This window comes from Gluconobacter sp. P1C6_b (genome assembly GCF_018811945.1).
Classification (GTDB): domain Bacteria; phylum Pseudomonadota; class Alphaproteobacteria; order Acetobacterales; family Acetobacteraceae; genus Gluconobacter.
Window position 1 is genome coordinate 154,057 of the sequence record NZ_JACRVU010000005.1, and the last position, 12,743, is coordinate 166,799.

General features: G+C 60.8%; 12 protein-coding genes. 7 read left to right on the forward strand and 5 right to left on the reverse strand.

What is annotated here, in order from left to right:
- The first annotated feature begins 42 nt into the window (after nucleotides 1–42).
- The 4 genes from KP701_RS05990 to KP701_RS06005 all read left to right on the forward strand — a co-directional run bounded on the left by KP701_RS05990 (nucleotide 43) and on the right by KP701_RS06005 (nucleotide 3,474).
- Nucleotides 43–240 carry a hypothetical protein gene (locus KP701_RS05990; RefSeq protein ID WP_215746322.1) on the forward strand — a complete coding sequence of 66 codons (198 nt, stop codon included), beginning with the start codon at nucleotides 43–45 and terminating at the stop codon, nucleotides 238–240.
- 129 nt (nucleotides 241–369) lie between these two features.
- Nucleotides 370–1,524 (forward strand): histidinol-phosphate transaminase, encoded by a 1,155-nt coding sequence (locus KP701_RS05995; RefSeq protein WP_215746323.1) that lies wholly within the window; start codon nucleotides 370–372, stop codon nucleotides 1,522–1,524.
- A 13-nt stretch (nucleotides 1,525–1,537) separates the two neighbouring features.
- Nucleotides 1,538–2,944, forward strand: coding sequence for an FAD-binding oxidoreductase (locus KP701_RS06000; protein WP_215746324.1), 1,407 nt, complete (start codon nucleotides 1,538–1,540; stop codon nucleotides 2,942–2,944).
- Nucleotides 2,941–3,474: a HutD family protein gene (locus tag KP701_RS06005; RefSeq protein WP_215746325.1), complete on the forward strand. Its 534-nt coding sequence runs from the start codon at nucleotides 2,941–2,943 to the stop codon at nucleotides 3,472–3,474. Before KP701_RS06000 ends, KP701_RS06005 begins: the two co-directional genes overlap by 4 nt.
- Here KP701_RS06005 and KP701_RS06010 read toward each other — a convergent pair.
- The 5 genes from KP701_RS06010 to KP701_RS06030 form a co-directional block, all read right to left on the reverse strand.
- The gene (locus KP701_RS06010; protein WP_215746326.1) at nucleotides 3,467–4,612 is read right to left on the reverse strand and encodes an alpha-hydroxy acid oxidase; all 1,146 of its coding nucleotides are present in this window, start codon (nucleotides 4,610–4,612) and stop codon (nucleotides 3,467–3,469) included. The two genes, KP701_RS06005 and KP701_RS06010, sit on opposite strands and share 8 nt — an antisense overlap.
- Before the next feature lie 23 nt (nucleotides 4,613–4,635).
- Nucleotides 4,636–6,183: a histidine ammonia-lyase gene (hutH, locus tag KP701_RS06015; RefSeq protein WP_215746327.1), complete on the reverse strand. Its 1,548-nt coding sequence runs from the start codon at nucleotides 6,181–6,183 to the stop codon at nucleotides 4,636–4,638.
- Between the two features lie 7 nt (nucleotides 6,184–6,190).
- Nucleotides 6,191–7,876: a urocanate hydratase gene (gene hutU / locus KP701_RS06020; RefSeq protein ID WP_215746328.1), complete on the reverse strand. Its 1,686-nt coding sequence runs from the start codon at nucleotides 7,874–7,876 to the stop codon at nucleotides 6,191–6,193.
- Between the two features lie 86 nt (nucleotides 7,877–7,962).
- A complete protein-coding gene (gene hutG, locus KP701_RS06025; protein ID WP_215746329.1) occupies nucleotides 7,963–8,778 on the reverse strand; it encodes an N-formylglutamate deformylase in 816 nt (271 codons plus the stop codon).
- 21 nt (nucleotides 8,779–8,799) lie between these two features.
- Nucleotides 8,800–10,161, reverse strand: a complete 1,362-nt coding sequence (locus tag KP701_RS06030) for a formimidoylglutamate deiminase (protein ID WP_215746330.1) — start codon at nucleotides 10,159–10,161, stop codon at nucleotides 8,800–8,802.
- A 128-nt stretch (nucleotides 10,162–10,289) separates the two neighbouring features.
- On the opposite strand from KP701_RS06030, the gene hutI reads away from it, so the two are divergent.
- From hutI to KP701_RS06045, 3 genes are all read left to right on the forward strand, one after another.
- Nucleotides 10,290–11,513: an imidazolonepropionase gene (gene hutI, locus KP701_RS06035; RefSeq protein ID WP_215746331.1), complete on the forward strand. Its 1,224-nt coding sequence runs from the start codon at nucleotides 10,290–10,292 to the stop codon at nucleotides 11,511–11,513.
- A 113-nt stretch (nucleotides 11,514–11,626) separates the two neighbouring features.
- On the forward strand, nucleotides 11,627–12,367 hold the full coding sequence (gene hutC, locus KP701_RS06040) for a histidine utilization repressor (RefSeq protein ID WP_215746332.1): 741 nt from the start codon (nucleotides 11,627–11,629) through the stop codon (nucleotides 12,365–12,367).
- Nucleotides 12,368–12,584: 217 nt separating this feature from the next.
- The coding region (locus KP701_RS06045) for a transposase (RefSeq protein WP_215746342.1) at nucleotides 12,585–12,743 on the forward strand (159 nt) is incomplete at its 3' end.

A 12,743-nucleotide genomic window follows, 5' to 3' on the forward strand; every position in this document is an offset into this window, starting at 1 on the left:
ACAGAGGAAACCGAAAGGCATGCGGCCTTTTCGGGATAGACCATGTCATTCCGGAAAAAGGTTGTCTATATCTATTCTGATATCGAACTGGTTTTTTGGGAATTCTCCCCCCTTGGCAGACACCATACCGGCATCACTTTTCGCCCGGAACTCCTGAAAATATCCCCTTCTATCAATATCCTTCTCTCTCCGATCGCGCCCTTGACCGGAAAGGAAAACACCCCTGAAAAAAGCGTATGAAAAGGCCTGAAAAACACCTCCAGAGCCCCTTCAGCCTCTGGATATCCCAAAGAATCTATGGTTGTATTTACAAGCTGAATAACTCTCTCCCCACACAGCCCCAGCCCCTTCTTCCCGTGGAGCCATCGCATGAATACCGCCCCCGAATGCCGGACCTCTCCCCTCTCCCTGGCCCGGGCTGAAGTCCGTCAGTTACCGGTCTATAATGCGGGCCTGTCAGAAGACGCCGTGCGGGCAAAATACGGCATTCCGCGGATCACCAAGCTGGGCAGCAATGAAAACCCTTACGGACCATCTCCTACGGCTCTGGAGCACTGGACCGAAATAGCCTCAAGCCTGTTCCGCTATCCGGATGCTTCCGCCGAGGGGCTTCGGGAAGAGCTGTCCCGTCAGACCGGAATCGACACGGACCGGATTGTTATCGGAAACGGCTCCGAACAGATCATCCGCATGATCTGTGAAGCCTTCCTGTCCGCGGGAGACCGCCTCGTCACGGTTCTGCCGTCCTTCGGGCTGCATCTGATCTGGCCCCAGATGATGGGCGCCAAGGCAGAAGCCATTCCCATGACAGCAGATGCCCGTTTCGACCTGCCGCAGCTGCATCAGGCTGTAACATCCGGTCCCCTCAAGGTGCTGATGTTTTCGAACCCGTCCAATCCCGTCGGCTGCATGATGACAGGCGACGCCATGCAGAGCCTGGTCGACGCCTCCCCGGAAGACACGCTGATCGTCATCGACGAAGCCTACTGGGAATATGCACGCTCCAGCCCGGACTATGCCGACAGTCTCGCCATCCTCAAAAACCAGTCACGTCCCTGGATGGTCCTGAGAACCTTCTCGAAAGCCTACGGTCTGGCCGGGCTGCGGGTCGGCTACGCACTGACGTCTGATCCCGGCCTCACCGCCGTCATGACCCGCGTCCGCGATCCGTTCAACAGCAACAGCGCCGCGCTGGAAATGGCCCGGCTGAGCCTGCTCGACCAGAAGCACATGCACAGGACGGTGGACGCAACCCTGACCGAAGGCAAAGCGCTGAAAGCGGCTCTGGAAGAACGCGGCTATTTCGTCGCACAGTCCTTCGCCAATTTCCTGTTCTTCAACGCCCGAGAATCCGCGTCAGCTCTCGCCGAGCGTCTTCTCGAACAGGGCGTCATCGTCAAACCCTGGAAGGAAAAAGGCTACGAGACATGGATCCGCGTCAGCATTGCGCGCCCCGAAGACAGCCAGGCCTTCCTTGCCGCCCTTAATCGCGTCCGTCAGCCCTCACACTCCTCCGCAGCCTGAGAAGGAACGCGCCATGACCGGCCCCTCTGCCGCCGAACGCGCCGCCCGGCGTCTCGCTCCTCTTTTCGGAGATCGCCTGACCGCCAATGAGACGGTCCGTGATCATCACGCACATGGCGAAGGATGGCGCCACCCGGATCAGAGCCTGCTGCCGGCCTATGTCCTGTTCGCCCGCACCACACAGGACGTGTCCGACGCCCTGCGGATCTGCCACGAGGAAAATGTTCCCGTCATTCCCTTCGGTGGTGGCACCTCCCTTGAAGGCCAGCTGACGCCCGTTCCGGACTGCATCAGCCTCGATCTTTCCATGATGACGGACATTCTCGACGTCTCGCCCGAGAACCTGACCTGCCGCGTGCAGGCTGGCGTGACGCGGCAGGACCTGAACCTCCATCTGCGGACACAGGGCCTGTTCTTCCCGGTCGATCCCGGCGGCGAGGCGACGTTTGGCGGAATGTGCGCCACCCGGGCATCCGGCACCGGAGCCATGCGCTACGGCACCATGCGCGCCAATGTGCTGGGCCTCACGGCCGTTCTGGCCGACGGACGCATTCTTCATACGGGTGGCGCCGTCCGCAAGGCCGCCACAGGCTACGATCTGACAGGACTGCTCATCGGTTCGGAAGGCACGCTGGCCGTCATCACGGAAGTGCAGGCCCAGCTCCATCCCATCCCCGAGGCCGTCGGCGCCGCAGTCTGCCAGTTCCCCACGCTGGCCAGCGCCGTGGAGACAGCCGTCCTCGTGATCCAGTGCGGCCTGACGGTCGGCCGGATGGAACTGCTCGACGACATCCAGATGGACGCCTGCATCCAGTACTCCCATCTCACGGGCTACGAAGCCCTCCCCACCATGTTCTTCGAACTGACAGGTTCCCCCACCAGTGTCGCGGAACAGGAAACGGTGCTGCGCGATCTCGTGGAAGGTCAGGGCGGGCAGTCCTTCCGCTGGGCTACCGCAACCGAAGAACGAAACACGCTCTGGAAGGCGCGCCATGACGCCTTCTGGGCCTGCATGGCCTATCGCCCCGGCTACAGGGGCATCACCACCGATGCCATCGTTCCCATCGCCGCACTGACGGAACTCATGACCGGCGCCAGGGCCGATATCGACGCTTCGGGTCTGCTGGCCCCCATTGTCGGCCATGTCGGCGACGGCAATTTCCACACCGTCATCCTGATCCCCCCCAATGACGCGGATGCCGAAAAGCGCGCCCTCGAACTGGACCATAAAATCATCCGACGCGCCCTCTCGCTCGGTGGCTCTGCGAGTGGCGAACACGGGATCGGCCTCGCAAAACAGATCTTCATGACCGAAGAACACGAGCCTGCCGCCCTGTCCGTCATGCGCGCCATCAAGACCGCACTGGACCCGAAGAACATCCTGAACCCCGGAAAACTCGTTCCCGCAGACGCCCAATGACCCTCCGGCACATCCGTCTGCATAGCGTGCTGGCAAGCCCATGGAAAAATGGCGCCGGCACCACCCGTCTGCTGACCGAACAGCCGGAATGGCGTCTCAGTGTCGCCAGCATCACCAGGCCCGCACCGTTCTCCAGCTTTGCGGGTCTGTTCAGACAGATGGGGCTTCTGGCGGGAAATGGCGTCCGGCTTCTTCCCGTTTCGGGCGCTCCGCCTCTCCTGCTGGATCAGCCCGGCGGCGTGATCCGGTTCAGTGGCGACCTGCCCCTGACAGGCGTACCTCTGGACGGCCTGCTCGAAGTCCTGAACCTGATGCGCCCCGCGAACAGGACAGGCCCGAACCTGACCGCCATCACGCCCGAAAATCTTCCTTCAGGTGCTTTGCTGGGTTTTATCGCCGTAGACGGGCACTGGGACGTCATGACAGGACAACAGCATTACACGCTCGCAGCGGGAGACATCCTTCTGAGTGAAATCCCCTTTGAACTCACCATTCTGAAAGCGGGTCAGATCGCCTACGCCGTCAACTGACAGGCCGGAGCGCTGCCGCTCCCTGCGCCCGCAGCGACGCAAGATCCACCATACCGCCCAGACGCAACACATCGCGGATCTCACCACCCAGCCCGTCCACCAGACTGCGAACGCCTCTCTCGCCACCCGCCGCCAGAGCCCAGGCCCAGGGACGCCCGATCCCCACAGCCTTCGCGCCCAGCGCCAGCGCGGTCACGACGTCCCCGCCCCAGCGGACACCGCCGTCAAGAATGACGTCTGTTTCGCCCTTCAGAGCCTCAACGATGTCTGGCAGGACGGAAAGCGACGACGGGGCCGGGTCCATCTGCCGCCCCCCATGATTGGAAACGATCACCGTCTGTGCCCCCGCTTTCTGGCAGGCCAGCGCGTCCCCCGCGTCCATGATTCCCTTAACGGCAAGCTGCCCCGGCCAGACGGAGCGCAGCCAGTCCAGATCTTTCCAGGTCAGCGTCGGATCGATCTGGGACGCCGCATTTCTGGCCTGCTCCATCAGATTTCCGCCCATGCCATAAGGCGCCAGATTGCCGATTTTCGGCATCCCGTTCCGCAGCATCCCTGCCGTCCAGCGTGGATGTGCGGCCATGGAAAGCACATGCCGCAAAGACGGGCGCGTCAGATTGCGAAAGCCGTTGCGCACATCGCGCAGCCGGAGCGGCGTAATCGGCGTATCAACCGTCAGAATGATATTCCGGATGCCACAGCTCTGCGCCCGGCGCAGCATGTCGCGGGTGATGCCCCGGTCGCGGAAGACATAGATCTGCGCCGCAAGCGTCACACCCGGCACGCGGGAGAGCGTCTCCAGCGACTGAATGGCGAAAGTGGACACCGCCATCGGCAGACCCGCCGCAGCCGCAACCCGCGCAGCCCGGATTTCGCCGTCCGGGCACATCAGGCCACCAAAACCCAGCGGCGCAAACATGAACGGGAGCCGATGCGTGGCTCCCAGAAAAGAGCCGGACAGATCGCACTCCGAAACATCCACCAGACATTTCGGAACAACCGCCCAGCGGTCAAAGGCCCGGCGATTGGCCCGGATGGTGCGCTCCGAATGGGAGCCACCGTTTACATAATCGCGGAAAATATGGGGAAGAGCCCTGTCAGCCCGCCGATGCAGAGCCGCGATGCCGTGATGGTTCATTCCCCGTTCTTCTCCCGTCCCGATCAGCCCTCAAGAGCAGGCAGGGCAACGCCCGACCCGACACAGCCTCCCAGAGCGCCGTCGATGATGAGCGCGCGGGCGGCTTCCATGTCCGGCGTGAACAACCGGTCCTGAGCAAAGAAGGGCACAGTTTTCCGCAACGTCTTCGCGACTTCAAGCAGCGGAGCGGATGTTTCCAGTGGCGCCAGGAAATCAAGCCCCTGCACGGCCGCCAGATATTCAACCGCAATGATCGTCCGGACATTGTCCACGATATCGCCAACACGACGCGCGGCAAACGTCGCCATTGAGACGTGATCTTCCTGATTGGCCGAAGTCGGCAGACTGTCCACACTCGCCGGATGGGCCAGCGTCTTGTTTTCGGACGCCAGAGCCGCAGCCGTAACCTGCGCGATCATGAAGCCGGAGTTCAGCCCGCTGTCCTGCACCAGGAACGGCGGAAGGCCGCTCATCTGCGCATCGACCAGCAGCGCCAGACGCCGCTCCGCAATCGCCCCGACCTCGGAGACGGCAATCGCCATGAGATCCGCGGCAATCGCCACAGGTTCCGCATGGAAGTTGCCGCCCGAGATCATCTCATCCGTGTCCGGGAAATGGATCGGGTTGTCTGAAACCGCATTCGCCTCGATCACCAGAACCCGAGCCGCCTGCCGCAGATTGTCCAGACAGGCGCCCATGACCTGCGGCTGGCAGCGCAGGCAATACGGATCCTGAACCCGCTCGTCGTCTTCAAGATGCGATGCCCGAATTGCAGAACCCTGCATCAGCGCACGATAGACCGCCGCACATTCGATCTGCCCTTTCTGACCACGCAGTTCATGCAGACGCGGGTCGAACGGCGCATCCGTGCCGCGCGCCGCATCAAGCGTCAGGCCACCCGTGATAAGGGCTGCATGAAACAGCCGCTCGGCATCCAGAAGAGCTGCAATCGCCAGCGCCGTGGAAGCCTGCGTGCCGTTCAGAAGGGCCAGGCCCTCCTTGGCGCCCAGAACCAGAGGCTCAAGCCCGGCCGCCTTCAGGGCCTCGTCGCCTTTGAGGCGCTTGCCCTGATAGAATGCCTCGCCCTCACCGATTACCACGGCCGACATATGGGCCAGCGGAGCCAGATCGCCCGAAGCGCCGACCGATCCCTTTTCCGGAATAACGGGCACGACGCCCCGGTTCAGCATGTCCAGCAGAAGCTGCACGATCTGCGGACGCACACCCGAATAGCCGCGCGCCAGACCATTGGCCTTGAGCAGCAGGATCAGGCGGACCACACGCTCCGGCATCGGCTGGCCGATCCCCGCAGCATGGCTCAGCACCAGATTGCGCTGAAGATCGCGCAGACGGTCATCGGGAATCCGGGTCTTCGCAAGTTTTCCGAAACCCGTATTCACACCATAGACGGGCTCGCCACGCCCGACGATACGCTCCACGGACTCTGCCGCACGCTGAAGGGTCTCAAAGGTCCCGTCGTCCAGACGGACATCCTGCTGGCCGAAATAGAATTCCCGCAGGTCGCTGAGCGTGATCGTGCCGGGCGTGAGTGTAAAAATGCTGGTTGTCATGATGGTCTCAGGCTCCGCGCGTGATCATGGGAAGGTCGAGGCCCTTCTCGCGGGCACACTTCGTGGCAATGTCGTAACCGGCATCCGCATGCCGCATGACTCCTGTAGCCGGGTCGTTCCACAGCACCCGCTCCAGACGCCGCGCCGCATCCGGCGTGCCGTCCGCCACGATCACCATGCCGGAATGCTGGGAAAAGCCCATGCCGACGCCGCCGCCATGATGCAGCGACACCCAGGTCGCGCCAGACGCCGTATTCAGAAGCGCATTCAGCAGCGGCCAGTCGGACACGGCATCCGAACCGTCACGCATGCTCTCGGTCTCACGGTTCGGACTCGCCACCGAACCACTGTCCAGATGATCACGCCCGATCACGATCGGCCCCTTGAGTTCACCGCTGGCCACCATTTCGTTGAACGCCAGTCCCAGACGATGACGATCCCCCAGACCAACCCAGCAGATGCGCGAAGGCAGTCCCTGGAAATGGATCTTTTCCCGCGCCATATCGAGCCAGTTGTGAAGATGTTTGTCGTCCGGCAGCAGTTCCTTGACCTTCTGGTCCGTCTTGAAGATATCTTCCGGATCTCCCGAAAGTGCTGCCCAGCGGAACGGACCGATACCCCGGCAGAACAGCGGGCGGATATAGGCCGGCACGAAGCCCGGGAAAGCAAAAGCGTCTTCAAGCCCTTCGTCAAAGGCCATCTGGCGGATGTTATTGCCGTAATCGAAGGTCGGAATACCCTGACGATGGAATGCCACCATGGCTTCGACCTGAAGCCGCATGGACTCCCGCGCCGCCTTCTCGACCGCCGCAGGATTGGTGATGCGCATTTTCTCGGCCTGTTCCAGCGACCATCCCGCCGGCAGATAGCCATTCAGCGGATCATGGGCGGATGTCTGATCCGTCACACCATCCGGACGGATGCCGCGGCGCACCAACTCCGGGAAGACTTCAGCGGCATTCCCGAGAAGGCCCACGGAAACGGCCTCGCCTTTCGCGCAGGCGTCCTGAATGATTTCCAGCGCCTCGTCGAGCGTCTCGACCTGCCGGTCCAGATACCCCGTCTCCAGACGCTTGCGGATACGGGACGGCTCACATTCGACGGCCAGCATGGACGCACCGGCCATGACCGCGGCCAGAGGCTGCGCCCCACTCATGCCGCCCAGACCCCCCGTCAGGATCCAGCGCCCTTTCAGGCTGCCGCCATAATACTGGCGCCCCATTTCCACGAAGGTCTCATACGTGCCCTGAACAATGCCCTGCGAGCCGATATAGATCCACGATCCCGCCGTCATCTGCCCGTACATCATGAGCCCGGCCCGATCGAGTTCGTTGAACTTCTCCCAGGTGGCCCAGTGCGGCACGAGGTTGGAGTTCGCGATCAGGACACGCGGCGCATCGGCATGCGTCCGGAACACGCCAACCGGCTTGCCGGACTGTACCAGAAGTGTCTGGTCCTCTTCCAGATCACGCAGCGCCTCGACGATCCTGTCATAGCAGTCCCAGTTCCGCGCTGCGCGACCGATGCCACCATAAACAACAAGCTCGGACGGCTTCTCCGCGACGTCAGGATCCAGATTGTTCATCAGCATCCGGAGCGGCGCTTCCGTCTGCCAGCTCTTCGCCGAGAGTTCAGGCCCGGTCGGGGCACGGATGACACGATCATTCGAAAGGCGGTTGCCGGGATCACTCATGGGCTTCATCCTGTATGAACTTGTATATACCAATACTCAAATCGCTCTGCGGAATTGTCAATCCATTTATGAAATGACATCGGGATTTATTTTCCCGAACACCCCGCCTCTGGCCGCCAGCACAGCGCTGTCTCAAGCAGGCCATCGATCATCCGGGACAGACGCACCGCCTTCTCCAGATCGATCGGCCAAGGCGCTTCTTCACGCCTCAAATAGGTGGACTGCGCAATTTCAAGCTGGATGGCATGGATTCCACGCTCTGGCTGGCCGTAATGCCGCGTCGTGTATCCGCCCTTGAAACGACCATTGACGACATGGCTGTAGGCCACGTTTCCAGCCAGTTGGCGCCCCAGAAGCGTCTGCAGTTCCCCGTCACAGGACTGTCCGCTATTGGTCCCCAGGTTCAGGTCCGGAAGCGTCCCCTCAAACAGTCGGGGAATGGTCGACTTGATGGAATGCCCGTCCCACAGAACCGCCCATCCCCATTTCTGACGAAGCCGCTCCAGCTCTTCCGCAACAGCTTCATGATAGGGACGCCAGTAAGCCTCCCGCCGCTCGGCGATCTCGCTTTCGTCCGGTGCCTGCCCCTCATGGTAAATGGGCTGCCCGTCAAACGTCAGTGACGGTACAAGTCCCGTGCTGGGCCGCCCCGGATAAAGCGCCGCATCATCAGCGCCACGGTTCAGATCCACCACGTAACGGGAATGATTGGCCTTCAGCACTCCCATGCCTCTCGCCAACGCACCGGCATAGAGATGTTCCATATACCAGTCGGTATCAGGCAACTGATGCCCGCGTTCCGTCATCCGCCTTTCCATCCCGGGCGCCAGATGACAGCCGGAATGAGGAAGGGTCACAAGCACGGGCATCGTCCCGCGAACAAAGGAAAAAACATCCGTCATGATCAGGGTTTCCTTTTGAGATCAGAGATCAAGAAGCGTGCGCACGGTGCGCCGGAACGCAGCCGTCACAGCGTCATGATTGAGGTGCCGTCCATCGCGCACGCGCCACTGACCACCACACAGCACATCCTTCACGGGAGGCTGGCGTGATCCGAAAATGGCCGCATCAAGAACGGCATCATCCTGCAGATACGGCAGCGGCAGCAGATCCTCGTCCAACACACACAGATCAGCCCGTGCTCCAGCAACCAGCCCCCAGGACTCAAGCCCGCAGGCCCACCGCCCGCCATCCAGAGCCTGCCGGTACAGCCATCCTCCCGTGGACCCCAGCGTCTCCGCCGGCAGAGCCGCACATCGCGTCTGCGTAAAAAGCCTCTGCCCGTATTCCAGAGTGCGCAGCTCTTCCCACGGGCTGATCAGCACATTGCTGTCGCTTCCAATCCCGAAGCGTCCCCCGTCATTCACATAGGGGGCAAGCGGGAAAAGTCCGTCTCCCAGATTGGCTTCCGTGATCGGACAAAGCCCCGCCACAGCTCCGGAACGCGCCATCCCCGCAATTTCGGAATCGGAAAGATGGGTCGCATGTACCAGACACCACCGCTCATCAACATCCGCCTCAGACAGCAGATATTCCACAGGCCGTGCCCCCACGAAGGCGACGCACTCCTCCACTTCTTTCTGCTGCTCGGCCACGTGGATATGCACGGGGGCTGTCTGCGCAGCCAGAAGATCCGGAACCGTCTTCAGATCAACCGCCCGCAGCGAATGCAAACCCAGCCCAACGGAGAGCAGCGGCGTTTCTGCCCAGGCCAATCGTGTCTCGCTGATGATCCTGCCGATGAGTTCCGGCGTCGTCGCGAACCGCTCCTGCGCTTCCTGAAGAGGACGCCCGTCAAAGCCCCCACGCTCGTAAAGCGTTGGCAAAAGCGTCAGACCAATGCCGACCGCCTGAGCTGCCTCACCAACCCTCAGGGACATCTCCGCCACCTGCCCGTAAGTCGCTCCACCCGGTGCATGATGCAGGTAATGAAATTCCGCGACCTGCGTATATCCGGCCGTCAGCATTTCCATATACAGGTAGCTTGCAATATCCTGCATCTGTTCGGGCGAAATGCGATGCGCGAGCTGATACATCAGCCGCCGCCAGGTCCAGAACGTATCCGCCGGATTCTGACGGCTCTCCGCCAGTCCCGCCATACCCCGCTGAAAAGCATGGGAATGCAGACTCAGCTGCGACGGAACAACAACCGTTTTCCGCTCGACACCCGCAGATATCCGGGCATCCGGGACAATCGATTCGAAACGGCCGTCAGAAGAAACGGTAATCCGCACATTCCGGTGCCAACCGTCCGGCAGCAGGGCCTGCTCTGCAAACAGTTCCATAACCTCGACATTCCTTCCCTCATCACGCGGAAAGTCTTTGCTTTTCCCGTTGGTTGCATGATGATAATGGAATTGTAAGACTTGTATATACCACCACGACAGATTTGATGGCGCAAGGAAGAACGCGAATGTGGGATACGCTCTGGACAGACATTCATGTCGCGACTGCCGACCCGGCGCTCATTTCGGACCAGGACGGCTATGGCTGCATCCACAATGCCGCTATCGGCATTAAAAACGGACGGATCAGCTGGATCGGAGCGGCCCGTGACCTTCCAGATGCTCCGCAAAACCTAGCGCATAAAATTCACTCGGGAAACGGCCTCTGGATGACGCCAGGCCTCGTGGACGCGCACACCCATGTCATTTACGCCGGCGACCGCAGCCTGGAATTCGCGGAACGCCTCAATGGCGTCTCCTATGCGGAAATCGCACGTAAGGGTGGCGGCATCATCTCCACGGTCAATGCCACCCGCAACGTTTCCGAAGACGAACTCTTTGACGTCACGGCCCGACGCGTGCACCGCATGATCGCCGAGGGCACGACGACCCTCGAGATGAAGTCCGGCTACGGCCTGACCCTGCAGGACGAACTCAAGCAGCTCCGCGTAGCCCGAGCCATCGACACCGCCCTGCCTGTGCGCGTTCACGCAACCTTTCTAGGCGCCCACGCCCTGCCGCCGGAATTCAAAGACCGGCAGGACGATTATGTCTCCCACCTCATCGCTGACATTCTCCCTCAGGCCGTGGAAGAAAAGCTGATCGACAGCATTGACGGCTTCTGTGAAAACATTGCTTTCACCCCTGATCAGATCGAACATCTATTCATTGCGGCAAACGACCTGAAAATCCCTGTCCGCCTCCATTCCGAGCAGCTCTCGAACAGCGGCGGCACCAAGCTGGCCGCCCGTTACGGCGCCCTCTCGACCGACCACCTGGAATATGTCGTGGAAGACGACGTCATTGACCTGGCCCATGCCGGCACAGTCGCTATGCTGCTTCCGGGAGCCTTCTATTTCATCCGTGAAACGCGCATACCGCCCGTAGACCTGTTCCGAAAACACAATGTTCCCATGGGACTTGCCACAGACTGCAATCCCGGAACCTCCCCAAGCGTGAGCCTTACGGGCATCATGAACATGGCCTGCACCCTGTTCCGCATGACTCCCGAAGAAACCTTCTCGGCCACAACCCGGATCGGGGCCCAAGCTCTGGGGCTTCAGAACGTAACCGGCAGCCTGACAGCCGGACAGGCCGCGGACATGCTTCTGTGGGACATCGCCGGCCCACACGAACTTTCGTACTGGATCGGCGGCAAAAGGCCAGTTCAGCGAATTTTTGACGGTAAATGACGTCCTGTGGTATAAAGTTGCATATTCTCATCCATACAACCTCTTGTCTAAATAACCGTTTCGCCAGGATGTTTTTTGGATTGCCGCTTCCCAGCTGAAGGACAGCCCGCGACATGAAAATGGACGTCTCCCGGGAACGCTCTCCCGCTCGGTACGAACAGGTCAAACTCTACATTACCGAGCGCATTCAGGACGGCGAGTGGAAAGAAGGCCAGAAACTTCCTTCCGAGAGCGAACTGGTCGAACTCCTCGGCGTCTCCCGCATGACGGTTCACCGGGCGCTTCGCGAACTGATGACCGAAGGAGTCGTGGTCCGTGCGCAGGGTGTGGGAACTTTCGTATCCCGCCCTTCACCGAAAGCCGACCTGCTGGAACTTCATGATATCGCCGATGACATCCTGAGTTCAGGCCATATTCACACGGCGCGGGTCATCACACTGGAAGCCATTCGCGCCGACATCGATCTCGCATTTTCCTTCGACATGCGCCCCGGCAGCAAGCTGTTCCATTCCGTGATCGTCCATTTCGAAGACGAGATCCCGCTTCAGGTGGAAGAGCGTTTCGTCTCTCCGGCATTCGCGCCCGAATACCTCCAGCAGGACTTCACCCTTACCCATCCTCACCGGCACCTTTACCATATCTCCGGCCCCGACGAGATCGAACACGTCGTGTTCGCCGTCTCCCCAACCCCGGATCTACAATCGCTGCTGGACATCGGTGCCCACGAACCCTGCCTCCAGCTCGTACGTCGCACATGGGTCAAAGGCCGCGTCGTCATGAAGGGGATCTTCACCTATCCAGGCAACCGTTACAGCTTGGGCGGCCGCCGCAAATCCGCGTCAGATAATTTCTAACCGCCCAATCTTCATGCGTATGGGGGCAGCATCCGCCCATAGCTTAACAGACATTGCCTAAGGCTACGCAGGCAACTTAAAGCCGCCCAACTATTGCTTCCCAGCTGCGTGCTCTCGCTCAGATCATGACCTAGGTCGAGTTGACAAAAGATCTATACGATCTGCCTGAGATCTGATTCACTTCCTGCCTGTGGGGTCAGGAGCAGAGAGAACAGGCATGGCACGAGGCGATCTGACGGATCATGAATGGGCGGTGATTGGCCCGCTTCTGCCTTCTGAGCGTGGACGTTGGGCCCGTCCAGCCGGAGACAACCGCCTGTTTCTCAATGGCATGCTGCATGTTCTGCGGACCGGCTGTCCCTGGCGTGACATGCAT

Coding starts and splice junctions, on each gene's coding strand:
- hutH (WP_215746327.1), bottom strand. CDS start 6,183: ATGACAACCAGCATTTTTACACTCACGCCCGGCACGATCACGCTCAGC.
- KP701_RS06005 (WP_215746325.1), top strand. CDS start 2,941: ATGACCCTCCGGCACATCCGTCTGCATAGCGTGCTGGCAAGCCCATGG.
- KP701_RS06030 (WP_215746330.1), bottom strand. CDS start 10,161: ATGGAACTGTTTGCAGAGCAGGCCCTGCTGCCGGACGGTTGGCACCGG.
- KP701_RS06000 (WP_215746324.1), top strand. CDS start 1,538: ATGACCGGCCCCTCTGCCGCCGAACGCGCCGCCCGGCGTCTCGCTCCT.
- hutI (WP_215746331.1), top strand. CDS start 10,290: ATGTGGGATACGCTCTGGACAGACATTCATGTCGCGACTGCCGACCCG.
- KP701_RS05990 (WP_215746322.1), top strand. CDS start 43: ATGTCATTCCGGAAAAAGGTTGTCTATATCTATTCTGATATCGAACTG.
- hutU (WP_215746328.1), bottom strand. CDS start 7,876: ATGAGTGATCCCGGCAACCGCCTTTCGAATGATCGTGTCATCCGTGCC.
- KP701_RS06010 (WP_215746326.1), bottom strand. CDS start 4,612: ATGAACCATCACGGCATCGCGGCTCTGCATCGGCGGGCTGACAGGGCT.
- hutC (WP_215746332.1), top strand. CDS start 11,627: ATGAAAATGGACGTCTCCCGGGAACGCTCTCCCGCTCGGTACGAACAG.
- hutG (WP_215746329.1), bottom strand. CDS start 8,778: ATGACGGATGTTTTTTCCTTTGTTCGCGGGACGATGCCCGTGCTTGTG.
- KP701_RS05995 (WP_215746323.1), top strand. CDS start 370: ATGAATACCGCCCCCGAATGCCGGACCTCTCCCCTCTCCCTGGCCCGG.